The 25,229-nt window shown below is 35.0% G+C and carries 23 protein-coding genes and 2 riboswitches; of the genes, 5 read left to right on the plus strand and 18 right to left on the minus strand.

The window, feature by feature from the left end:
• Positions 1-2: 2 nt before the first annotated feature.
• The 18 genes from MHI57_RS03145 to MHI57_RS03230 all read right to left on the minus strand — a co-directional run bounded on the left by MHI57_RS03145 (position 3) and on the right by MHI57_RS03230 (position 20,436).
• Positions 3-1,175, minus strand: coding sequence for a bis-aminopropyl spermidine synthase family protein (locus MHI57_RS03145; RefSeq protein ID WP_340974951.1), 1,173 nt, complete (start codon positions 1,173-1,175; stop codon positions 3-5).
• Between the two features lie 674 nt (positions 1,176-1,849).
• Positions 1,850-2,284, minus strand: coding sequence for a VOC family protein (locus MHI57_RS03150; protein ID WP_340978526.1), 435 nt, complete (start codon positions 2,282-2,284; stop codon positions 1,850-1,852).
• Between the two features lie 215 nt (positions 2,285-2,499).
• Complete coding sequence (locus MHI57_RS03155; protein WP_340974953.1) at positions 2,500-2,895, minus strand: SRPBCC family protein; 396 nt, start codon at positions 2,893-2,895, stop codon at positions 2,500-2,502.
• Positions 2,896-3,045: 150 nt separating this feature from the next.
• Positions 3,046-3,852 (minus strand): protein phosphatase 2C domain-containing protein, encoded by an 807-nt coding sequence (locus MHI57_RS03160; RefSeq protein ID WP_340974955.1) that lies wholly within the window; start codon positions 3,850-3,852, stop codon positions 3,046-3,048.
• A 138-nt stretch (positions 3,853-3,990) separates the two neighbouring features.
• Positions 3,991-4,656: an HAD family hydrolase gene (locus tag MHI57_RS03165; protein ID WP_340974956.1), complete on the minus strand. Its 666-nt coding sequence runs from the start codon at positions 4,654-4,656 to the stop codon at positions 3,991-3,993.
• Positions 4,657-4,937: 281 nt separating this feature from the next.
• Entirely contained in the window at positions 4,938-5,240 is a 303-nt protein-coding gene (locus MHI57_RS03170; RefSeq protein ID WP_095370565.1) for a hypothetical protein, read from the minus strand.
• A 295-nt stretch (positions 5,241-5,535) separates the two neighbouring features.
• Positions 5,536-6,153 carry an NUDIX hydrolase gene (locus MHI57_RS03175; protein ID WP_340974959.1) on the minus strand — a complete coding sequence of 206 codons (618 nt, stop codon included), beginning with the start codon at positions 6,151-6,153 and terminating at the stop codon, positions 5,536-5,538.
• Positions 6,143-6,796, minus strand: a complete 654-nt coding sequence (locus MHI57_RS03180; RefSeq protein ID WP_340974961.1) for an HAD family hydrolase — start codon at positions 6,794-6,796, stop codon at positions 6,143-6,145. The genes MHI57_RS03175 and MHI57_RS03180 overlap by 11 nt, the downstream gene beginning before the upstream one ends.
• A gap of 268 nt (positions 6,797-7,064) precedes the next feature.
• Positions 7,065-7,967: a sulfurtransferase gene (locus tag MHI57_RS03185; RefSeq protein WP_340974964.1), complete on the minus strand. Its 903-nt coding sequence runs from the start codon at positions 7,965-7,967 to the stop codon at positions 7,065-7,067.
• Between the two features lie 404 nt (positions 7,968-8,371).
• The gene (locus MHI57_RS03190) at positions 8,372-9,496 is read right to left on the minus strand and encodes an NADH:flavin oxidoreductase (protein ID WP_328199438.1); all 1,125 of its coding nucleotides are present in this window, start codon (positions 9,494-9,496) and stop codon (positions 8,372-8,374) included.
• 139 nt (positions 9,497-9,635) lie between these two features.
• Positions 9,636-10,010 carry a hypothetical protein gene (locus MHI57_RS03195; protein ID WP_224936479.1) on the minus strand — a complete coding sequence of 125 codons (375 nt, stop codon included), beginning with the start codon at positions 10,008-10,010 and terminating at the stop codon, positions 9,636-9,638.
• Between the two features lie 38 nt (positions 10,011-10,048).
• Positions 10,049-10,396, minus strand: coding sequence for a DUF2294 domain-containing protein (locus tag MHI57_RS03200; protein ID WP_340974967.1), 348 nt, complete (start codon positions 10,394-10,396; stop codon positions 10,049-10,051).
• 388 nt (positions 10,397-10,784) lie between these two features.
• Entirely contained in the window at positions 10,785-11,831 is a 1,047-nt protein-coding gene (locus tag MHI57_RS03205) for an enoyl-CoA hydratase/isomerase family protein (protein ID WP_340974968.1), read from the minus strand.
• Positions 11,832-11,852: 21 nt separating this feature from the next.
• Positions 11,853-13,310 carry a CoA-acylating methylmalonate-semialdehyde dehydrogenase gene (locus MHI57_RS03210; protein WP_340974969.1) on the minus strand — a complete coding sequence of 486 codons (1,458 nt, stop codon included), beginning with the start codon at positions 13,308-13,310 and terminating at the stop codon, positions 11,853-11,855.
• Positions 13,307-14,218, minus strand: a complete 912-nt coding sequence (locus MHI57_RS03215; protein ID WP_340978527.1) for an NAD(P)-dependent oxidoreductase — start codon at positions 14,216-14,218, stop codon at positions 13,307-13,309. Before MHI57_RS03215 ends, MHI57_RS03210 begins: the two co-directional genes overlap by 4 nt.
• Before the next feature lie 14 nt (positions 14,219-14,232).
• Positions 14,233-15,900 (minus strand): acyl-CoA dehydrogenase family protein, encoded by a 1,668-nt coding sequence (locus tag MHI57_RS03220; protein WP_340974971.1) that lies wholly within the window; start codon positions 15,898-15,900, stop codon positions 14,233-14,235.
• A 201-nt stretch (positions 15,901-16,101) separates the two neighbouring features.
• A riboswitch (cobalamin riboswitch) is annotated at positions 16,102-16,286 on the minus strand.
• A gap of 285 nt (positions 16,287-16,571) precedes the next feature.
• A complete protein-coding gene (locus MHI57_RS03225; protein ID WP_340974972.1) occupies positions 16,572-18,383 on the minus strand; it encodes a YhgE/Pip domain-containing protein in 1,812 nt (603 codons plus the stop codon).
• Entirely contained in the window at positions 18,370-20,436 is a 2,067-nt protein-coding gene (locus MHI57_RS03230) for an efflux RND transporter permease subunit (RefSeq protein WP_340974973.1), read from the minus strand. Before MHI57_RS03230 ends, MHI57_RS03225 begins: the two co-directional genes overlap by 14 nt.
• 157 nt (positions 20,437-20,593) lie before the next feature.
• Between MHI57_RS03230 and MHI57_RS03235 the strand changes: the two genes are divergently transcribed.
• The 5 genes from MHI57_RS03235 (at position 20,594) to MHI57_RS03255 (ending at position 25,099) form a co-directional block, all read left to right on the plus strand.
• Positions 20,594-21,163 (plus strand): TetR/AcrR family transcriptional regulator, encoded by a 570-nt coding sequence (locus tag MHI57_RS03235; protein ID WP_340974975.1) that lies wholly within the window; start codon positions 20,594-20,596, stop codon positions 21,161-21,163.
• A 206-nt stretch (positions 21,164-21,369) separates the two neighbouring features.
• Positions 21,370-21,473, plus strand: a riboswitch (TPP riboswitch).
• Positions 21,474-21,560: 87 nt separating this feature from the next.
• The gene (locus tag MHI57_RS03240) at positions 21,561-22,169 is read left to right on the plus strand and encodes a YkoF family thiamine/hydroxymethylpyrimidine-binding protein (protein ID WP_095373260.1); all 609 of its coding nucleotides are present in this window, start codon (positions 21,561-21,563) and stop codon (positions 22,167-22,169) included.
• On the plus strand, positions 22,166-22,777 hold the full coding sequence (locus MHI57_RS03245; RefSeq protein ID WP_095373259.1) for an ECF transporter S component: 612 nt from the start codon (positions 22,166-22,168) through the stop codon (positions 22,775-22,777). The genes MHI57_RS03240 and MHI57_RS03245 overlap by 4 nt, the downstream gene beginning before the upstream one ends.
• Complete coding sequence (locus MHI57_RS03250) at positions 22,752-24,317, plus strand: ABC transporter ATP-binding protein (protein ID WP_340974979.1); 1,566 nt, start codon at positions 22,752-22,754, stop codon at positions 24,315-24,317. Before MHI57_RS03245 ends, MHI57_RS03250 begins: the two co-directional genes overlap by 26 nt.
• The gene (locus MHI57_RS03255; RefSeq protein WP_340974980.1) at positions 24,314-25,099 is read left to right on the plus strand and encodes an energy-coupling factor transporter transmembrane component T family protein; all 786 of its coding nucleotides are present in this window, start codon (positions 24,314-24,316) and stop codon (positions 25,097-25,099) included. The genes MHI57_RS03250 and MHI57_RS03255 overlap by 4 nt, the downstream gene beginning before the upstream one ends.
• The last annotated feature ends 130 nt before the right edge of the window (positions 25,100-25,229 follow it).

Genomic DNA, 25,229 nt, shown 5'->3' on the forward strand with positions numbered 1-25,229 from the left:
TTTCATTTCCTCCTAATTTGTTTTTTGATTAAGCAAAATTTATTTTGATTGCAAACCGGACACCCCTGATTTTTCAACACTTCGATTGTAGGAAAATCACCCTGGATGCCCACTAGGATTGATCTATTACACAACTTACACTGGTAAGTACGAATTGTTTGCCTTACCTCGCCTGTATAGATTGTGTCTTCGAATCGATCCGTAATATTAGGCTTTGTAGATTCTGTTGTTTGAAGGACTATCATTTGTCCTTTATTTCCAATCATTTGTGCCCCTTCGTATTCATTAAAATGTACAATAATCTCTTTAATTGAGAGACTCATGTGTATTAGCTCTTGCTGAAATGCCAACATAAAGTCTGGTGATTTATGAGCAAATGACAAAAAGATTGGCAATCCTTTTGCTTTCTTTATAGCGCTTATGCCGCGAGAAAGGAACAAGGACATTCCTTGTAGCGTATAAGGCGGGTCTGTGAAAAAGCAATCGTATTGTCCGTGAAAATACTCTGGTAGCGGTTGTCGTAAATCCATATGAAGGTCATTAATAAATAGTCCTTCTCGCACCTTAATATCACGAATATACTTTAAGAATCGGTCATCATTATCTATGACGGTTATCATGGTTTTTTTATTCCCCTCATTCGGAAATAACCGGTTAAGAAGGAGGCCAAGTGACACACTCACTAGGTCATCATCACCAACACACAAGATTTTTTTTCCGATCAACGCATGCTCTCTTAGGCAAAGTATTGCCCGACGCAAACTCGTTTCGGGTGTGCATTTCGATTGATCAATTTGCACATTAACTTGTGGTCGTAATTGAAATAACTTTGTAATTAACGATAATATTTCTTCAAGCTCTATCTTCCAAACTGTTCCATTGGTCATAAGTCTTTGATATAAGGCTTTGTCTAATCCACCATATCCTAACTCATTTTCGATATAAGAAATTCCATTATAGGTACAACGCACCCCACGATCCTGCATTAAAGCACCTGCCTTTATGAGTTCCTTCTTAACCGCAGTAGCTACCGGAACAGGCAGAAGGACTTTTCGTGCTAGTTCTTTTGTGGAAATCCCAGGTTGTATAAAACATTCAACCAAAAGTTGTTCGATTACCAAAGGACCCTCTTGAAGACGTACGTTTGCATTTACTAGTTCAATATAATTTTTCATAGAATCACTCTCTTATTGTCGATATTTTTAATGTGCTATATTCATTTTGGAAAAGCACACACGTCATCCAATAGATACTTAATCCCACATAAAAAAGGACAGAAAATGAACATATAGTCCATCTTCTGTCCTTTTTAGGATATTGACTACCAATTTACTTTTGTCGGAATGATACAGGTCATTAAAAAAACCTATTTCTAACATGGGCATAAAAAATAGAACCGTGCATAAGAGCACGGCTGTTTGTAGTCAATTATACATTAAGGATGGCCGTTGTGTTCTTAACCGATATTGATTCATCTATTTTTGTCCACTACAAATAAACCACTTAAAAAAGTAGATTTTTGCCAGTGAAATAGAAAGAACCATATAAAATTGATTGATTAGTTAAGAACAAATACCAACATCGAGCAAAACTCCTGTTTTTTATAATACTTTTATTTATAACTTAAATATATTAAATAATCAAGAACAATATTATTCTATTTTCACTACAACCTCGCTTTGCAAACTTTCTATATAAAACCAGAATACAATCGATGCAAAAGGAGCACCTTCTTTATTCAAGAATGGCGCCCTTTACTAGAAGAACCAATTATTAGATTTTATTAAATAGCCGATAACACTCGTGAATTTATTCCTGAGAGGTTCATAAATATTTAATACATCTAATATTACTGATTCCTTTTTTCCTCCCAAAGTCGAATACGCTCTTCATGACTCACTACTTTATGGATTTGATGAAGCATCCATACATAGCCAAAAGAGTCCATAAATATTGCATTTGACACTCCGTAATCATGTAACTCAGTAACCGGTTGTATCTCGGAGCACCCCAAATTCATTGCCTTTGTATATGTTTCCTTGATATCAGGGACAGAGACGTTAAACCAAATTGTTTTAGGGTCATCTGGGGTTGGGGCTATCAATTGAAATTCTGGATTTTCATCCAACATGTGAAAGCGTACGCCGTAAAGAGTAAAAACCACTTCATTTGTACCTTTGGGTAAATCCGAAACCTCAACACGTTCGATTTCAAATATGTTTTCGTATAATTCCAATGCTTTTAAACTATCTGTAACAACCAAATCAATTTCTACTCCTACCATCATGAGCACACTCCTTTTATTAGCTAATAGATCTTCTTTACTCCAACATTTTCTTCTAGTTTGTAATTAAGTATGTCAAATTCAATATGTTAACACAATAAATATGGGTCCATTTCAATTATCCTGCCCTTTAACTGATTAAAGAACAAGAAAATGAATTCCTGAAACAGTCCATCATTGCTCAATAATTGCGCCCTATAATTGAATAACTTTTTTTAAATATTACGTATTTTATTTCCTTCTACTAAGGCTTTCAAATTTTCTAAAGAGGCAGCAAAACCTTCCGAATTCATTGTTACTCTTGTTCCATTTGATTCATCTTTTAATGTAATTGATATTAGAATTTGTTGTGAATCTAAACGAAAGGCAAATTCCTGATAGGTAACAACATTCTCAATTGTTAAGGTCATTGGAAGTTTCTCTGTAAGGTTATTATGTACACTAGGTATTAACGTAAAAGTAATTTTCTCACCAACATTCAGACTAGGAATTACCCAAGGTGAACCAGGTGCATACCACTGTGAAAGTTTATCTTCATTTATTATTGCGTTCCAAACTTTCTCTTTCTTGCTAACAATCCAAACAGAACTCTTATCTTCTTCATTACCCATAATTCTTACCCTCCCTTAATTTGAATTAATTATTTTAAGCCTTATACAAAAGTAATGTCCTATTGCTTAATACCAATTATTTCAAAATATACAAACTAACTCAAATCATTTACTACAAAAAGAGAGCTTTCCTTGTTCTTGAAAAGCGCCCTATTGCGGAATATCACTAGGTAAAGTAGCTGAATTGTTGATAGTTACTTTCCATGAAATTATTGTTGTACTATCACGTACATTATTTTCCTTAATTTCTTCTAATAATCTTTTAACACCATATTGATTGGTTATCCCTTCGAAGGTATTAAATATTTCAAATGGGTTGTCAAAATTAGTATTTGGGCACTCAATAAGCCCATCTGTTGTTAAGAAAATATGATTTTCTCCTTTCCGTAATTCTTTCCTTCCAGAACTGTAACAAGGTACAGCTAAATTAAAAGTATTCTTTTGTCCTACCCACTCATAAAAACTTCTATGATTCTGTTGAAATTCTCCTAGTGCTTTAAGTTCAGGATGAAACAAATAAAGAATGCAATCTCCTATCGACAGCCACCAAAGGAATTTTCCTTTCCTAACAACAAATAGGCAAGCAGTTTCTCCTTGGACATTTTGATTAGCTTCTCGAAAGCTTTGACCCTTAAAAATATTTAGAATGAAGGTGGATATGGTGTCGAAAGCTTCTACTGTCTGCATTTTTAAGATTTGTTGCACTGAGTCTCTTTCTTTTTCAAAGGTTTTAAGAACTAATTCTGCACTTTGTGCTGTATTATGAGCATCAAGAATAATAACAAACTCCCAATCTTCTTCTTGATTAACCCAAATTAAACATCCATCTTCATTCTTAAATTGCCCAGTTGAAGAGTTACCACCAAAATGACCTATTACAATATCGTTGTTCAACAATTTAGTGTGAACTTCATCTACATAATGTTTTTGGCTTCCTACCCATTGATAATCACTCATGATTAATCACCTTGTATTCATATTGGTCAACTATTTTTAATATACAAAAGAAAATAAAACGATTTATAACCTAAGAAAAGCACCCTTTTCATGCAGAATAGCTGCCAATTCCTTATTTCGGAAATATAATTTCGTTATTTATCCAACTTTACTTGCTATTAAAATATCTGTTATCTCGTCAACACAATTAACAATATGTGTAGGGTTAGTATCACTTAATTCTTTAAATGAACCATATCCATAAGTTACTCCGATAGAGTCAATACCAATATTATTTGCACCAATCATATCGTGTTTTCTGTCACCAATCATAATAAAATCATCTAGCCTATGCTCATTGTACTTATCAAGTATGTATTGAATAATTTCAGTTTTTGATGTTCGTGTTCCGTCTAGATTACTTCCAACAACAAGATCAAAATAATGGTCAATGTTAAAATACTTTAGTATTTGTTCAGAAAATACAGTAGGCTTTGAAGTTGCAACAACTAAAATATATTGTTGTTCTTTTAAGGATTTTAGTAGAAAAGGAATTTCCGAATATAGGTCATTCTCAAACATACCCTTATCCTTGAACCTTTCCCTGTAAAAATGAATTGCCTTTTGTGTACTTCCTTCATCAAAGTCGTAATATTCAGCAAATGACACTTGAAGTGGTGGACCGATAAAACATTCAAGTTTATCGATATTAGGTTCATCAATGTCCATTTTCTTTAACGCATATTGAACAGATTTAGTTATACCTATTTTTGGGTCTGAAAGTGTTCCATCTAAATCAAATAAAATTATCTTATATTTGTTCATATAAAGCTTCCTTTCTGTATCAATTACCTTCCTCATTTTACTATATAAAATTCAGAATTGTTTAAATTCATTATCAGACTGTCCCGTTTACTCGATAATTCTTGCTCCATTAAATGGCCTATTACTGAAAGAGGCACAATTCCAGTCTTCAAGAATTACGCCCGATTCTTGAAGATTGTTATTAGAACATGGACAGCTAACATTTAAAATGGAACTTTAACCAAATCCCTTTAATACAACAAGCGACTGTTCTTGCTATGCAATTATCCTCAATTTCAACATTACAGATTTTTCATTATACCTTCAGGTAATAATCTACTTAAAATGCTGGTAACAATCCAAATACCTATTAATAATAAGATAAGTTGAATGCTAAATTCATATATCCAAATTAAATCGAATTGCCGTACCCAATCCTTTAATTCAGACATCCCTATAATTAAACCACCAAATAATCCAACATATAATATAACCGTATAAATACGTTCCCACCAAGAAAGTTTACGAATAACCTCTTTAGCTTTATAAAGCCTTCCTATGATAACAACTGTCAAAATAAATAATAACAAGATTATTAATGCCATAATCATCCATCCTCAAGTTATAAAAACTATATTAGGCACAAAATTGCTATTACCTAAAAACCCTGACCTTTTAATAAAATAGGTGTCTTCACTTAAAATAGAAACTTGCTCTAGAGTTTAAGTGCACAAATTTCATAACCTTCATCTATTTTAACATAATTATCCAAAAAAAAACGAGAGATCCAATACAGATATAAAAACGAATAGGCTAATTCTTACTCCTGAAATGCGCCCGATTGTTGAGCATAGTAAATTCAATCTTTCTCAGTTAACGCTTCCATTAGCTTCATAACTATTAATCAAATATTGTATCTTTATTAGGATTTCTTAAGAATTCAAAAAGCATTTTGATTTGAGTATCTGTATTTCTTCCTAGAGAAAGCATTGGTAAATTATCTTCATTATAAAAGTTTATTCCTTTTGTTTCCAAACCATTTCTTGCTTGCCCACCAATAACCTCACATTGAATAAACAATTTATAATAATGATATGGTTGAGGTGGATAGGGGTGCTTATTCATATCCAATAAAGCAAGTAATTTCGCAGGAACTACATCGTAACCTGCTTCTTCTTTAATTTCTTTTACAATGTTTTCACTAGGCGACAAACCTATATCACAGAAACCACCTGGCAAAGACCATCTATCATCAATTTTTTCTCTTACCATTAATATTTTATTGTTATTAAATACTACTCCTCGAACATCTATTTTAGGTGTTTGATAACCTGTTTCATTAGTAAATAAATCCTTGATTTTTTTCAATTCTAATCCAGTGTATTCTCTCATTATCTCGGCACTTAAATTTCTTAATTCTTCATAACGTTCAATATCGTAAACGTCTTTTGAAAAGGTTAATCCTGCTTGAGATATTGATTGTATCTTCTTTGCCCATTCTAACCATTTATAACTCATTACGACTACCTATATTTATAAAATCAACAAACTGATTAACGCTGTTAAAAAAAGAATTAGGTTCTATTTTAAATTCTAAAGTTTGATAATCTGGCAACCACTGAACTCCTACCGTATGTACATTTGCTTCACTTCCTGCTTGTATATCTGCATCACTATCTCCAATAAACATAGCCTCATTATCTCTCACACCTAATAGTGATAATGCCTTGATTATTCCTTCTGGATGAGGTTTTGGGTTAATAACATCATCCCCTGTTATTATGACATCAAAAAGATTATCCATTTGAAGAGCTTTTAATGAAATATCTAAACTCCTTCTTGCTTTTCCTGTAACAATCCCTAATTTAATACCATTGTCTTTTAAATGTTTTAACATTTCATCAATTTCCACATTATGTTTAACCAAGTTAGAATGATTCTCTAAATACTTTTTATAATACAATTCAATAGCATGCTCTTTATTCGAATTTACAAGATTTTCTCTAATAATTCCTGTTTCTGAAGGACCAAACATTGTTTTTATTTCTTCAGAAGAAAGGTCTTTATTATCAAATTCTTTGAAGACATTCTGAAAGGCATAATAACAAATTGGTAAAGTATTTGCTAAAGTTCCATCAAAGTCAAAAATAATAGCTTTCATAACACCCATCCCTTCATTTCCATTCTCTTTCCAATATTATCAAATAAAGAGTTTGAAAGGGGATAAATTCATAAAAATTTTTTCAAATAACAACTGCTCTTATTAAAGAATATGGCCCGATTGCTGAACAAAAAGTCCTGCATCAATACAGGACTTTTGATCAAACTTTATTATAAGTTATCAATCTTTTTTATAAATTATCGAACTTTTTTACAACTTATAAATTTTATTTTAAATCAACAAATGCTAGAACATTCGTGGAAAGAATTTATTCATTATTGGTTGTTACTAGTGGCGCGTTTTCGTCTTGCACCCATTCTGTCATGGAACCATCGTATACAGCGACATCTTTACGGCCTAGTGTATATAGAATGAAAGCATTCCATGTAGCAGCAATCCCACCGCCACAATATGTGATGACTTTTTTAGATTGATCAAATACACCGGTCGGCTCAAAAATTTCACGTAATTTTTCTTCATCTTTAATGAGAAGTGATTCATCATCTGATAAGTCGGCAAAGAAGACATTTTTACTATTAGGGATATGACCGGGACGGCCGTAAGTGTTTTTCTTACCACTAAAGACATCTGGTGATAAACAATTCATAATAATCATGTTGGGATCATCAATCGCTTTTTTGACATCTTCTTTTGTAGCTAATAATTCCCGTCTTCTTCTACCATTAAAAGTTGCTTTTGGATAATATTCAATTCCAGACTTAATTTCTCTACCTTCTTCTTTCCATTTTCTAAACCCGCCGTTTAAGATTGAGACATTATCAAATCCTTCGAAGCGAAGTTGCCACCAAACACGTGATGCCCAATCAGACGCGGCATTTGGGGAGCCGACTTCAGCGATTTTGTCATAAATAATTACATGCGTACCATCACCGACACCCAATTTTTCAATCCCTTCTACGAACCTTTCTCGGGATGGCAATGTAAATGCTTTTGGATCATCTGGGTTTGCTAATTCGTTTACTACATCTGCATGCACAGCACCTGGAATATGCTCTTCTTTATAAGCGTCTCGTCCGTTCGTTACAGAGTAAAGTCCATCACCATCTGGTAACTTTAAGAAAGTCGTCGCGTCTAGTATGCGGATATTTTCATCATTTAAATGTTCCTCTAACCATTGGGTTGAAACAATTGGTGGAATAGTTTTGGTCATACTTTTCTCTCCTCTTTCGATTTTTGATTAATATAACATTATACCCATCTGTTTACAAGGAATTAGGTTTGCGATGTTCATTTTTCTGCTACAAGCCATTATACTTTCAATATTCCCTATTTACAAAGGACAAAAACATTGATAAAAGCATAATCATAGAAATCATTATCTTATGAAAGCTTTCGAGCAAAAAAACAATCTTACGAAACCTGTTCATTGTATAGAGAGAATGAAATTAAGTAAAGACATTCGACATTCATACCAATAATTATAAGAAAATATCTTTTCGATTCGTCTCTTCATTACATTCAATCTTGCTACATAAGGTCCTCCTCTATGGCGGGAAGAAACAACTGGAAAAAACAAACCGATTCTTATCAATCGGTTTTTAAAATAGTTTATTATTAATAGAGGGTGCTTTCTGCTTCTTTTGTATAAATCTTCACCTGATCAAGTGCCCCATCTTTTAACTTGGTTACCCATTCTGGATCTGCAAGTAGGGCACGACCGATTGCCACGTAATCATATTCACCAGCATTTATTTTTTCATCGACAATTTTAAGATTTTTTTCAATGGTGATTTGTGCATTATCTTCACTACTCAAATATGCGCGATTAATGCCAATGGATCCAACTGCAATTGTTGGTTTTTGTGTGATTTTCTTTGTCCAAGCAGCTAAGTTATATGTAGGGTGTTCATCTACAAATTCTGGTTCCCATATGCGTCTTGTTGAACAATGAAAAATATCGACACCCGCTTCAACTAAAGGTAATAATATGGTCTCAAGCTCCTTACTATTATTCGCTAACTTGGCTTTGTAATCTGTACCCTTCCATTGAGAATAGCGGAAAACAATTGGAAAATCGGGCCCAACACTTTGTCTGCATGCCTTAACGACCTCTGCTGCAAATGTAGAGCGTTCCTGTAGGTCTCCACCATACTGATCTGTCCGTTTATTAGTCAGTTCCCAGAAAAATTGATCAATTAGATAACCGTGAGCTCCGTGTAATTCGATGCCATCAAATCCAATCTCTTTGGCAGATTTAGCAGCCTTTGCATACGCATCAACTAGGTCATGTATATCTTCTTCTGTAAGTACCTTGATCTGATCAATTTTCTTTCCTTTTAACGTGATGCCTGAAGGACTGACAGGCGGTGAATCGATGTTAGGTAGACTCCCGGCTTTTCTTGCTGCACCAACATGCCATAATTGTGGAATAATCTTCCCGCCGGCTTCATGTACTTGAGCTACTACATTTGCCCAACCTTTTAGTGCATCCTCGCCATAAAAAAGGGGAATTGTTTCACCAGCAACTGCTGATGGATGATCAATCGCTGTGCCTTCAGTAATAATAAGGCCTACACCATTTTCTGCTCTCCTGCGATAATATTGTGCTACCTTTTCATCTGGTACACCATTTGGTGAGAACCCTCTTGTCATTGGTGCCATTACTACCCTGCTTTTTAATTGCCCATTTCCAAATGACACCTTTTCCAATAAACTATGCCCTGCAATTTTTTCTACCATCTTTATCACTCCTTGCTTTCATTTTACAAAGAATGATAACAAATACAAGTAAAATGCTTTCAATTAACAGAATATTTTATTCATTTATCACTGCATAAAAAAACATTTCAACAAAAGGGATTGAAATGTTTTCTCTTTATTAGGAATCAGCTCTTTTAATTTCTTCAGGTTTAAAGCCATAAATAACAGAAACACCTAAATATAAAGAAAAGAAATCCAAGAACCAATTATTATTCCTTTCCTTTGTGTGAAGACAACGAAAGATCTCTTGGAACTGCATGCTTTCATTTGCCTTCACCACGGGGGTGATTCCGAAATATTTAATTACCGTATCTAAATTTAAATGTTTTGCAATCTTCAAAACATCCTCTAATAGTGAATAATAGATTGCGATTTCCTTTTCCTGAAATAGTTTAATCATTTGCGTATTTAAGTTAGTTAATAATAACCGTCCTTCTTCTTCATTCACAACAGGAACTTGATTTAACATTTCTTTTATATCGATTTTAATCACCTATTTTTCCAATTTTAATCATCTTAAAGAGTTGAGAGTTATACTTGCAAAGGTTTATCAAAAACATAAATCGTCATCGCAATATCTTTTTCCAAATCAATATCAGTAAAAATATTGATTAATTGAGCACCAACGAGTACTTCAAGTTTTTCAACCTTTTCTTTATCGCTATATAATTGTTTGATAAGGGTTGTTCGAGCTTCATGGACTACTTGGTAGCCTTTCGTTGATTCAATCATGAACTTCTCGACATTTGTTAAGTTCCCTTTCATTTCCGTAATCGCCCAACAGCCTGTAAATTTTGTAGTCATTTCTCTTGGTCCATTGCCTACATGTTTTTTTCGAATTTCTCTTATAATCATATTGAATTGATGTTCGATATTCATTAAAAGCGTCCTCCAATAATAAAGTCACAGTTTTTCCAAGGTAAGTGTATAGTGAAAATGTAATCTTATGGTCCTCATGTGCCCATTTGTTAAACCTATTTCTCTATGCATAAAATAAGCCCGCCATAAAATAGTTTGTTTTCATAAACTATTTTATGGCGGGCTAATAGCAAAGCAGCAGAAGCTACTCGTTATCCATCTCACCATTCACCTATTATTATATAGTAATAGGCAATCTCTTTACCTATTAGCCATATATTACTTATATAAGTATAATTTCTTTCTCAAAAAATATCAATATTATAGAAAAAAATTGCTTTCTCTTCTATTTGATATGGTAATAAGCTCATGCCCTTGCTGTTTCGTTTGATTTTCGTTAAGAGTTAGCTTACTTTTTTTGAAAGAATCCCTCAACATGTTGAGATGTAAAATCGGATAATTGTGCAAAGTCATATTGGGGATTGCGGTCTTTGTCAATGACCACAGACCGTACACCTTCATAAAAGTCACTATGGCTTAAAAAATTTCTAGCAAGTATGAAGTCTGTTTCTAAGCAAGTTGTGAGAGATTGTTCTTCACCGTCAATCAGTTGCTTAAGTGTGACTTTAAGTGATGAAGGTGATTTAGATAATAAGATATCACTTGTCGTTGTAGCGAAATCACTAGGGTGTTCACGAAGAGAGTGTAGAATCTCTTCTAATGTTTGAAAAGAAAAGTGCAAATCAATTTCTTCTTGTAATTGTGATAACTTACTTTCTCCGCTTTCGTTGTTGGCGTACTGATTGAGGAAATCATTCAAGTTATAATCGAGATTTACATCTAACCAATTCATATTCTCTAGATTTTCTAAGAGGGAGTTAAATTGTTCACTCTTGATGAAATAATCAGCTCCTCCTATGTAGAGAACATCAGATGCATGTATCGTCTCTGCCGTCAACGCTAAATAACGGCCAATATAGCCTGGAGCTTTGTTAAGGAAATAGGCTGCACCGACATCAGGAAAGAAGCCAATATTCATTTCAGGCATGGCCCACTTCGTCCGTTCAGTTACGATACGATAGTTTGCCCCATAAGTCAGTCCAACTCCCCCTCCCATTACAATACCATCAAGATAAGCGATAATGGGCTTTGGATAGTCATAAATTAATTGATCTAATTCATACTCCTCTTTAAAAAATTGCATTGCCAGACTTTTATTTTTTTCATTCAAGCGGGCATCGTATAAAGCTTTTATATCTCCACCTGCACACAAGCCTTTTTCTCCTGCTCCTTTGATCAGAATTATCTGTATGTGATTATTGTTTTTCCATCGCAGTAATTTTTCTTTAAGTGGTTGAACCATTGCTAAAGAAAGTGAGTTTAGCGCTTTAGGACGGTTGAGTGTAATCACACCTAACCCTTTATCATTTACTGTGAAGAGTACTTCATCTGTCATACAATCTCTCCTTCCATTTTTTTAAAACCAACGTTCAGTTACGACTTTCTTTCTTGTATAAAATTGAACACCATCTTTTCCGTTAGTTCCTAAATCCCCATAAAATGATGATTTGTTACCAGCAAAAGAGAAAAAGGCCATAGGAGCAGGTACATTCACATTTACACCAATCATGCCTGCATCAATCTTCTCCCTGAAAATTTGTGCTTCTTTACCACTAGATGTATAAATAACAGCTCCGTTGGCAAATTTTGATTGGTTCGTTAAGGCGATACCATCTTCAAATGTTTTTACTCTAACGACACTTAAGACCGGTGCAAAAATCTCATCTTGCCAAATTTTCATATCGGATGTTACATTGTCAAATATTGTCGCACCTACATAATAACCATCTTCTGTCGTCTCTGTATCCCTACCATCTACGATTAAATGGGCCCCTTCAGATACCCCTGAGGCGATATATTGTAACACACGGGATTTATGAGTGTCACGAATGAGTGGTCCAACAAAATGCTCTTCAAACCGGCCATCCCCGACAGTAAGTTTTTTCGTTTCTGCTACAAGTAGGTTCATAAAATCATCTGCTATATCTTCTACAACGGCTACCACAGAACAAGCCATACATCGTTCCCCACTACTTCCAAACGCTGCGCCAATAACACCTTGAACCGTTTTTTCTAGATGACAACTAGATGTTACAACTGCGTGATTTTTCGCACCAGCTAATGCTTGTACTCTCTTTCCGTGAGCGGTGCCAGTTTGATAAACATGTTTGGCGACCGGCTCTGACCCAACAAATGAAATGGCACGAATTTCTGGATGATCTAATAAGCGATTAACCACGTCTTTTCCTCCATGTACAAGGTTTAGTACCCCTTTAGGAAAACCTGCCTCATAGAATAACTCTACGAGTCTACCAGCCAAGATCGGCGTTCTTTCAGAAGCTTTCAGTATAAATGTATTCCCACAGGCGATTGCCAGAGGAAACATCCATAAAGGAACCATCATTGGAAAGTTAAAAGGGGAAATCCCAGCAACAACACCAAGCGGATAGCGCCAAATTGAGCCATCTATCCCTTCGGCAATACTAGGAAGTGCATCTCCCATCATTAAATTAGGAGTGGAGGTTGCGAGTTCAACGACTTCAATTCCTCTTTGTACCTCACCACGCGCATCCTTTAATGTTTTTCCATTTTCCTCTGTAATAATTTGAGCGAGGTTTTCTTTTTCCTCTTTTAACAAATGAAGGTATTGGTAAAGCAGACGCGCTCTATTTGGGACGGGTACTTCAGCCCACTTAGGATAGACCGCAGCAGCAGCTTTGACAGCTAAATCAACATCTTCTTTACCAGAAAGGGGGACGTAAGCAATAATTGTCCCATTCGCCGGGTTCGGTACGGCTTCCACTTCCTTACTGCTTGAATCAACCCATTCACCATTAATATGGTTTTTCATTGTTGGAATTTCTGTTTTAATCATTCCTTCATCCCCGTTTCTTTCGCATTTTTTGTTTGATCATTTTTCACTTTTTCATAAAGAACAGCCATATCTTGGCTACCATAACCCTCGTTTTCAGCATTTTTGTATATATTTAATAGTAATTCACTAACTGGCAATTGCAATTCGTGTTCCTTGGCTAAATCAAGCGCGAAACCAAGATCTTTATTTAATAGCTGCAAGGTAAAACCGGGACGATAATCTTCGTTCGCGATAAAACTTTTATAGTTTCTTTCATATATCCGACTTTGGCCGTAGCTCACATTCAACATCTCAAATAATTGTGCTAAATTAATGTTGCTTTTTTCTGCCAGATTTAAGGCTTCGCTTACACCAGCAGTATAAAAACCGATAAGTAAGTTATTGATTAATTTGACTGCAGTTCCGCTTTCAATTCGTTCATTCACATGAAAAATATTCTCTCCAAGAATATTTAACAATGGTTGGGATTGCTCGAAAGCTTTTTTAGGACCACCGACCATAATGGTTAAAGTACGATTTTCAGCACCGATTACACCGCCACTGACAGGAGCAGCAAGAAAATGAATGCTCTTCTTTTTTGCTTCTTCTGCTAATTTTTGATTCAAGCTAGGAGCAACCGTACTTGTATCAATCAGGACAATGCCTTCACGTCCTTTTGTAATCAATCCTTCCTCACCTAAATAGATTTCTTCCACCGCTTTCATTGAAGGTAAGCTTGTGAAAATAAAATTTACTTGCTTTATGATATTATTGATAGATAATCCAATCACACCTCCCGACCTTAGCAATGCCGCTTCAGCATCTTTGTTGAGGTCGACGCCGTACACTTCATTGCCTTCTGATAATAAGCTTTGCGCCATCGGTAAACCCATATTCCCTAATCCAATAAAACCGATTTTCTCACCCATCATTTAAGCTCCCTTCATTTCAGTAATTTTGGTTGATCAATAAGTATTTGTGCTAATTGCCTTTTTTTCAATAACAGATTGCTGTAGAGTGGGATTTGGTAATTTTCAATGTTTGTGAATGCAACGAATCGTTCTTTTTCATCAAGTATCGCTGCTGAAATCAGGCTAATCGTTTGTTGTTTCAAATATTGAAAGCATTGTTCGCATATAATATCAGTCGCTAAATCTTTCCACTTTTGATTTTGTTTTCGATGTTGCAGTTTTGATGTCCGCATATAAGTCGATTCCATTGTGTATAGTTCTGTGATGATATTAGCTAAAAGACGTGCATACTGCTGTTCTCTATTTATATCAATCTTTGCATTTGAAACCGCTTCCAAAGACAGCGATAACAGTTCTTTTCCTAACTCAATAAATTGGCTGTTTCTATCTTGGTGTAATGGTGTAGGGGTATTGATTGTGATATCTTTAGATGAGTGTTTGTGAAGTAAGTTTTTTGCTATGGTTAAGCGATTGATTTCGTTTGTTCCTTCAAAGATACGACTGATTCGAGCATCCCTATATAGTCGCTCAACATCGTAATCTCTCATATAACCGTATCCACCGTGAATTTGAACGGCCTCATCTGTTACATGCCCAAGCATTTCAGAGCATCGCACTTTGTTTATGGCACATTCCATTGCGAATGCTTTTAAAGAGGTGATTCCTTCATCCGTTGGAGCTTGATCAATCATATCTGCTGTGCGATAAGCGGCACTTTCACTTGCATAAATAGATGTCACCATATCAGCTAATTTTTCTTGTATCAAAGTAAATTCAACCAGCGTTCTATTAAATTGTTGCCTCTCTTTCGCATAGTTTAGAGAAAAGTTGAAGGCTTGTTTAGCTGTGCCAATATTCGAGAAAGCTAGCTTCAATCTAGCAAGATTTAATATATTCATGGCAACTTGATGACCTTTTCCTTTTTCTCCTAGTATATTAGCGGATGGCACAACGACATCTTCCAGTATAAGTGTAGCTGTTGATGATCCATGAATACCCATCTTTTCTTCTTCTACACCAATAGATACGCCTGCTGTGTCTTTTTCAACAATAAAAGCAGTCATCCCGTCATTTGTTTGGCAAAACACAACAAACACATTTGCTATGTGAGCATTGGTAATCCATTGTTTTTCCCCATTTATTATCCAACTATCACTCTTGCTGTTGTAAATAGCTCTTGTTTTAGGTGAAAGTGCGTCTGATCCAGCTCCTGCTTCCGTTAAGGCATAAGCACCAATCCAATCCCCGGAGATGAGTTGTGGTAAATACTTTTGTTTTTGTGCTTCTGAACCAAAATAAACATACGGTAATGTACCAACACCTACATGAATATTATAGGAAACACTAAAAGCCCCACCGTATCCTATCTTTTCAGCAATAAGCCCGGATAATTTTTTACCAAGTGCAAACCCGCCATAATCTTCAGGTACATCAATAGCAAGTAGACCAAGTTCCCCTGATTTTTTAAACAGATTCTTAGCCACTTCATAGTTCTTTTTTTCTAATGAATCTATTTGGGGCAACACTTCATTCTTAATAAATAATTCTGCCGTTTGTGCAATGAGTTGTTCCTCTTCAAGAAAATCTTCAGGAGAAAAAATATCTCCCTTTTCTTCTAGCGTTTTTTTTAGCTTCGCCATCGTGCACTCCCTTTACATCTTTCTATCTCCTTTGATTGAGCGCTTGCTCAAATCAGTACTAAGAAGCAAACCTCCTTCAAACAAAAAACAACTCCTATTAAAAGAAGTTGTTAAGTAACGAGTGGACAAACAAATAAACATGTGTAGTGTTATATACATGTTCTTCTATCCGCACTTAACACCCCCTATCCGCGTAGGTAATGATGTTGGCTAAAACAGGCAGGTCTCCTGGCTTATGGTCGTGGCGGATTTGCTCCTTCCCCATTCAATAATGAATAAGTGGTTATGTACAATCCGCTCGCATATACAGTTGCGGGACAGCACCGGAGTCTAACCGGTTTCCCTTTTAAGCTTGATGAACAAGCACCTGTTTATTTAGCTTATTTAGTTTTCACACTAACAATATATCAATTTTTCGGAAAATTTACAATTTATTTTTTAGAATATGTATTCTCAGCTTAAAATGATGAAAAAGTTAGGCTCTTTATCATTTTTCTTCCAACCACAATATAAGCTAGAGTCATTGATTAAATCCACTCCTACAACCCGAGTAGAAGAAAGCCTAATTCTTCATTTTGACCGATCGTTTGATGTAACATGAAAGGTTTATATAAATTTACCACCAAAAAGAGAAACACGCCTCCTAGATTGCAGTGGCGTGTTTTTCAAGTTTACTTAAATAAGTTAAGAAGTTTCTCGAAGAATCCTACTTTATCTTTTGTTTCTTTTACATCTTCTTTGTTATCTTTTATTTTAATCTTATCTGTTTGGATGACAAATTGGACTAGTTCCAACTTTTCATTATTTTTATCTGATACAAAAGAAATTGGCTCATAATCAGATTTATCATATTGCGATATCATTTCATCCACTTCTTTTGTCACCTCATCAGGAATGTCTTTAGTTGCATCATGTAATTGTCCAGTTCCATTATGAAGCGAGCCAGCTCCTTTGGTTAGTTGCTCAGCTCCAGATAGAGAACCGCTAATTCCTTCATGGATGTCATTATATGATGTACTTAATTCAGAAACACCGCCTGTATAAGCAAGTAACCCTTGGTGGAATTGATTATAGTTAGATACCATTTCTTCAACACCAGATGTCAATTGTTTTAAACCTTCATCAATGTCAATTTGAAGAATAGATTCATCTATATTAGATGATATTGCACGGAGGTTACCTGCTGCTTCTCTCATTGATTGACTAAAGGTTGATAGAGGTTCAACCATGTCTGTAAGGTTATCTTTGGCTAGTAGTAGAACTTCTTGAGCAACTTTTGTCCCTCTATAGGTTTCTACCAATTGATCAATTACCTCTTTATCCGCATTACTTTCATATAATTTATTTATCTCTTTATCTGAAATTTGGTTATCTGGTATCTGCTCCAGAGCACGGTTGATTTGTGTTTTTACCTCATTGTAATTAACAACTACTTGGTCTACATCATTAGCTGCTTGTTCTAGATTATCCGCCACCTCAGGCAGATCGATTGTTACATTCTCGAGTTCCCCAATACCACTCACGCCACTGGCTTGTTTAATCTCATCTTTAATCAATGATAAAGTATTATTTATTTGTGCTGATCCTTCAGTTAATCGGTCACCAGACTGACTTAATTCATTTAGTCCTTTTTTATATTGTGCAGACCCACCCTCTAATGACCGTAAGCCTGATGAAAGTTCATTCATTCCTATTTCTAAGTCTCCGACACCATGATGAATGTCACCAATTGCCTCAGTTAATGAGTGAAATTCACTCGTCAATTCTTCAGTATCTGGGCTATCAATGGCAAGTGAAGCAGGTAAAGCAGATATTTGCACACCTTCTGTTTCAAAATGATTTGTTTCTGCCTCAATCGTAAATACTTCTTCCTGCTCAGGCATAACGGTAAAAGTGAGCTGCTTATCTTTGCCGGATTGTGCAACAGTGGCATTCTCAGCTTTTATATCCTTAAATTTTTCAGTGTTCAGCGGTACGCTAATTTGCAGCATATAATTTTCAGAGAATGAAGAACGCTTACCTTCATTCGCTTCTACAGCAATTTCCATTTTTATATCGCCAGATTTACCAGCTAAATTTTCTGGATTAATCTTTTTATTATTAAGGTAATAATTAATTGTAAAACGCCAAGGTAACTCAGAGTTATTTGGTAAGTTTCCTTGATAATAATAATTTTCTTCTCTTGCTTGTAATGTGATCTGATTATTTTCTTTGCTAATTTTTGATGTGTCAGTTAGATTTTTAACTTTTTCGTAATTTCCAAAATCCTCAATCACACCAGGTTCTATCATTTCAAAAGAATTGACAACATATAATTCGGTTAGGTTACCGTCTGCTAGCAAGTTAGCATAAATCACTTCATTTTTGTTTGCTACTTTCCCTTTACTCATTCCATCTTTAACAGGTTGTGATTCTGCATGTATATTCATCACAGGAAAGAAAAATAGAGAAGCAGTGATAAGCATCCATTTAATGATCTTCATTTTTTTCCTCCTTGTTACTAAAGTCCATTTGAAGAGATGTTTTTTGAATCAATTTATCACATAGTAATAATAATCCAGGTAGAAAAAGTATAACGAGTAAAAACGCGAGCAATGCTCCTCTACCTAATAATAATCCTATAGAACCGACGATTGGATTTGAGGAAGTTAGCCATAATATAAATCCGACACTTGATAATATGGACGCTGAAACGATAATGGAAAATAATTTCTCATCAATTGTTTTTCTCATCGCTTGTTTTGGAGATAACTTTCCACGATTATGCTTATAAGTCTCTGTTAATAAAATGGCATAATCGACCGTTGCTGCAAGCTGTACAGTGCTAACGATGAGATAACCAATAAATACTAATGACGTATCGGTAAAATAGGGTATGGCGAGATTAATCCAAACAGAAGATTGTATTGTTAATAATAAGATAATCGGTAATGATAATGATTTGAATGTGACAAGTAACACGAGTCCAACCGCGATAACGGTTAAAGTATTTACTAAAGAATTATCTTCTGTAACAGTTGATTTCATATCATAAAGTGCAACACTTTCGCCTAAAGTTAACGCTTGATTACCAAAATAGTTAGTACCTATTTCCCTTACCTCTTCTACTAATTGAAAAGGAATATCTCCTTCTGTTCCTGCATCAGTATTAATGATGATTCGACTGTAATTATTAGATAAGAATTGTTCCTTTGCTTCCTCCTCCAAATATTCTTGCGGAATAGTCGAGCCAACCATATTCGCGTATCCAATTACATTTGAGACATGGTCAACCTCTTCAATAGATTCAATCATTTCTTTTTCTTTACCTATTTCATTATTAGGTACCAATAATACTACAGCGGTTGATTCGCCAAATATTTCTTCTACTTTTTGGATGTCTTGCCCTAATCTAGTACTATCAGGTTGATCCCCCATTCCATAAGTAAATGAGGTTTCTTTTTGTGCTAAAAAGCTAGGTATAATGAGAAGTAAGACGAAAATCAAGACTGGAAACCTTAACTTTAATGTTTTTTTTCCAATACCTTCAAAATTTGGTATTAATGATTTGTGCTGTGTTTTTTCAATCCAATGATGGAATAATAATGTAAGTGCTGGAAGGAATACCATCACACTTATAAAACTTAAAATTATTCCTTTAACAAGGTTTAAACCTAGGTCTGATCCAATCTCAAAATCCATAAACAATAATGCAATAAATCCAAATAGAGTTGTAGATGCGCTCGAGGCAATGACACTAAACGATTCTTTCATAGCTAGTTTCATAGCTAGATTTGGCTCATGCCCTTGTTTACGATAATCTTGAAAACTATGTAATAAAAAGATAGCGTAATCCAAGGAAACAGCTAACTGCAAAATTGGTGCGACTGATTGTGTCACAAAGGACACTTCTCCTATAAAAACATTACTCCCTAAATTAATAATTACCGATACACCGATAGCCGTTAAGAAAAAGAGCGGTTCGACCCAAGAGTTTGTCGAGAGAACTAGTATAATGATAATAATGGGAATAAGTATCCCTGCAGCGAGTAACGTTTCTTGCCCTGTCATTTTCTGCTGCGTAGCTGTATTTGCAGCTTCGCCAATAAGTGATCCCTTCTCACCAATTATTTGATATATATCTTCTGTTGCTTCGACCTCTTTGCCACTCTCAATGGTGACAGAATAAAGAGCGTGATTATTTTTGTAGTAATTTTCTATTGTGCCTTGGTCTCCGGTTTCTATTGGTGTTCTTATGTCCATCGCATCATCTAACCACATCACATCAGTTACACCTTGAACCTTATTTAATTTCTCTTTAATAACGAGCGCTTCTTGGATTGTTACATTCTCAACCATTACGCTTGTATTTGGAATGCCACTAGTAAACTCATCTTCCATCACTTCTAAAGCAACGGTAGATTCAGCTTCTGCTGGGATATAATCTTTCATATTATAATTAACATTCACAAACAGAAATCCAATAGCAGAAAGCACTGATAACAAAAAGAAAATGATGGTTACAGATTTTTTATAACGAATAATAAACTCAATCATTATTGGTTTCCCCACTTCTTGATGTTGAAATTCTTTTACAGTAACATTATACATACCACTGTGTTAGATAAACAACAAACAGTTGTGTAAAAAATGTTTAACATCCAACATTTAAGCGTACTTTGTTGGATTTCTCTAAAAAAGTGAGGGTGGCATGATGAACAAAAAATTGGATCGTCGGAAACAATATACTCGTATGGTGTTAAAGGAAAGTTTAATGGAATTATTAAGAGAAAAGATAATTTCATCCATTACCATTAAAGAATTATGTCAAAAAGCAGATATCAATCGTTCTACTTTTTATAGCCATTATCGTGATCAATTTGATTTACTTCAGCATATTGAAGATGAGATTTTGTTAGAATTACAGGTCACTTTAAAACAGTACAACCATAATGAGACAAATGAAACTTTTGCAATGACGAAGTATTTATTAGATTATGTTTATAAACGAAGTGCTGATTTTCTTGTTTTATTTAGTGACCATGGTAACAAAGCTTTTCAAACGAGAGTGATTGATACTGCACAATCAATCATTATTAATAGTTTAAAGGAAGATCGGCAGGTCATAAATATAGATAAATCAAAATATATGATTTACTTTGTAATTAGTGGATGTATTTATGTAATTGAAAAATGGTTAATGAATGGGATGAAAGAATCTCCGGAAGAAATGACAACCATTATTACTGAAATTAGTAATCGGGTTATTCTTCATTCTAAATAGTATGCGAATATATCAACATTCTTCACATCAATATTTTATTCACCTCTACTATATTGCGATTTAAACTGTATTCCTTACTCTTTTGCATCATTTACGTATCAATTAGTAAATTGTATTTATCTCTACTACATTATCAATTGACAAGTATTGGTTTACAGATAATGATTTTTTGCTTATGATAGGATAGACGAACAAATAAAATATATCGAATGCGCTAGGGGAGCTATATTTAATGGCTGAGAAGGCAATTGCCTGACCCTTATAACCCGATCTAGATAATACTAGCGTGGGGAAGTGCAGTTGGTCAGTGTATTCTCTTTTTTTTCTGCATAGCCAAACTGCATTCCATCGGGGTGCAGTTTTTTTTGTTCAAAAAATGTTAAAAGGAGATTTTTGTATGAATCAATTATGTGGAACAAGTAGTATCGTAGGTTGTCAGTTTACGCTTTCTCCAATGAGTGAGAGGTATGTGGACATCATCTTATTTGCCCTTAAAGAAGTGAACATGTCAAAGGTGTGGTCAGAAACTGATGATGTATCTACTTGTATCCGTGGCAAGCAAATTCATGTTTTTGATGTAGTGAGGGCAATCTTTTTACACGCAGCTAAAACAGGAGAACACATCGCTATGAGTGGTACCTTTTCGATTGGTTGTCCAGGAGATTCAGCAGCAGATGTATACATGGACGAATCTGACATTGCCTTGAACAAGGATGATACAAAAGAAATAGACCAGCTTGCAGGTTGTAAATTTGCCCTCTATCCCTTAGGGAGGGAAGATTATATGGAAAAAATTTATGAGCAAATTGATTGGTCCAAGGAGACTGAAGTAAACGTTAGCCATAGCCATTATGCCACAAGGCTTGATGGCAAGGTGAATGATATTTTTAACTTGTTACAGAACGTTTTCGATCAGACCAAGCAAGATGTATCTCATGTGACAATGACATTCACATTATCAGCTAACAGCCCTACTGGAAAAGCTAAAGAAGTGAAAGTCTCATGATAAAATCATGGCGTCTGAAAGATATTGTTCTCATGTCAGTCCTGGGTGTCGTATTTGGCTTTATTTATTTAGGGTTTTTTGGGGTCGGTAAAGTTCTTGTTGCCATCCTTACCCCGTTTGGGTTTGGACCCATTGGTTATGAATTGATTTATGGCATATGGTTTATTGTATCCATAATAGCTGCTTACATTATCAGAAAGCCAGGCGTTGCTTTTACAGCAGAAACCATTGCTGCTATTACCGAAGTACTTGTCGGCTCAACATCTGGACCCACTTTAATTCTTTCAGGGATGGTGCAAGGATTAGGGGCGGAAATCGCTTTTGCTCTGACAAAATGGAAAAATTATCAACCTCGTATTCTCGTTTTTTCAGGTGTCAGCGCTGCATTTATTAGTTTTCCTTACCATTTCTTTGTATCAGGTTTTCATGCCTATGAATCCTGGCTTATTATGACAATGTTTGTTATACGTCTCTTAAGTGGAGCTATCATTGCTGGTTATTTAGGAAAAATATTAGCAGATCAACTAGCGAAAACTGGTGTTTTAAATGGGTACCCTATTGGGAAGGAGGTACTAGCAAGGCATGGAAAATCATCAACCAATTTTTGAATTAGACTCTTTCTCATTTTCCTTTGATAAACACGATGAACCTTCTGTAAATAATGTAAGCTGTAAGTTATATGCAGAGGAAGTGACTTTATTACTTGGAGCAAGTGGTTCTGGCAAAAGTACACTGACACTATGTTTAAATGGTCTATATCCTGAGGCGGTTGAAGGTTTTACTTCAGGGGACCTTTTATATAAAGGGAGAAATATCTCCTCCTACCCCAAAGGAGTAATAAACCAAGAAATAGGCATTGTCTTTCAAGATCCAGAAAGTCAGTTTTGCATGGTTCGTGTAGAAGATGAATTAGCATTTGTGTTAGAAAACTTGTCTATTCCCAGATGCCAAATGAAACAAAGAATAGAACATGTGCTAGATATTGTAGGATTATCACAATATATGAAACATAACATTCACCATCTTTCAGGAGGACAAAAACAAAAGGTTGCGCTAGCTTCTATCCTTTTAATGGACCCTCAATACTTAATTTTAGATGAACCTACAGCAAATTTAGATCCGATATCTAGCCTCGAGTTTATCGAGACAATTATTAAGATTCAAAAACAACAAAGATTTGGTTTGCTTGTAATTGAACACGAAATCGATGACTGGGAACCATACGCTCATCGGTTGGTTGCGCTTAATAAAAAAGGAGAAATACTTTTAGATAGTACGCCGAAGGAAGGTTTTCAAAATCATTTACATAAGTTGACGAAGAATCGTATAAGAGTTCCTAAAAGGTATGAAAATAGGAAAATGCCTAGTCGACCATCAAGTGAGAAAGAAAGTACAGAAGTAATCGTCAATCTTAAAGATATACAATTTAACTATAAAAATAAGCAAATCCTAAATGAACTTTCCTTTTCAATCAAAGAAGGGGACTTTTGCGCAATAGTTGGCGAAAATGGTGCTGGTAAATCTACTTTATTACAGTTAATAGCCAAATTAATTAAGCCCGTATCAGGCTCAATCGATTTTTTAAACACTCCATTAAGTAATTGGCATGAAAACGAATTGTATAAGAATATGGGCTATGTATTTCAAAATCCTGAGCATCAATTTATTAACCAAACTGTATACGATGAAGTGTGTTTTGGTATCAAGCTAAGTGGCTATTCTACAGAAGAAACAGAAAGAATGGTTCATCATTTATTAACCGATTTTGATCTCTTATCTGATAAGTGGAAAAATCCATTTTCCTTAAGTGGTGGCCAAAAAAGAAGGCTAAGTGTAGCAACGATTTTACATTCCAAACCTGATTTACTTCTATTCGATGAACCAACATTTGGACAAGATGCCTATACGACCTCTCAATTTATGCGTAAAGTCATGCACCTAAATGATAAAGGGGCCACCATCGTTTTCGTTACACATGACATGGATTTAGTTGATTCATACTGTAATAATGTCTTGGTTATGCAACAAGGAAAGATCGTTTATGATGGTACACCTAAAGCACTTTGGCGAAAAACTGACCTTTTAGAAAGAGCCAGATTAAGGATACCTTACCGCTTACGGTTGATAAATGAAGAGATGACGATATGATACACTCATTAAATCCAACCATAAAAGCTATTACGGTTATCTTACCTGCCATTTTGTTGAGCTTTTCCTTTGATATTATTACACCAGCGATTATGTTTATTTATATCCTGATACTTACCTTTTTCTTCAGTAAACTGAACATAAAGAAATGGTTGTTTTACTTTATACCGATGTCCTTTTTTACGCTCGGGTTAGCTTGGATGACAATGCTGTATACGGATGATAAGTACGCAACTGGTCCTATTGTTTTTTCGTTCTTTTCTTTTGATATTAGGATGGGTAGCATTATAGTTAGTATGAGTTTAGCACTAAGGTCATTGTGTTTTATAGGGTTATCTTTACTCTTTGCTTTTACAACTGATCCAACAAAATTTATGTTAAGTTTAATGCAGCAAGTTCGCCTTTCACCTAAGTTAACTTATGGTATTTTGGCAGGGTATCGCTTTGTTCCAACCTTCAAGCACGAATTAGACTTGTTAAAGAAAGCTCATCGTGTTCGGGGCCTTGGTCGTGCAAAAGGATGGAGAAATCGCGTGGAACATACGAGACAATATTTTATCCCCCTATTAGCTGGCGCCATTCGGAAGGCTGAAAGAGTCGCAATTGCAATGGAATCAAAAGGTTTTACAGGGTCAAAAGATCGAACCTATTATACTGTAATGAAAATCAAAGCGACTGATTACCTATTTTTTATCATCATGCTTATCATATTAATAATCGCCTATTACGTCTCCTATCGATTGGGTACACTTAATATATTTGGCCATCGGATTATGCCCTAACTTTACTCGCTAAAACCTTTCTAAGTAAAATTAACAACGAACAAGTTCAGTTATATGATAAGAATTTGTTCGTTGTTGATTATCTTAAAGTACTTAATTCTAATTTTTTTATTGAATCAAGCAAAGAGAG

The organism is Cytobacillus sp. FSL K6-0129 (genome assembly GCF_038007625.1).
GTDB lineage: Bacteria > Bacillota > Bacilli > Bacillales > Cytobacillaceae > Cytobacillus > Cytobacillus kochii.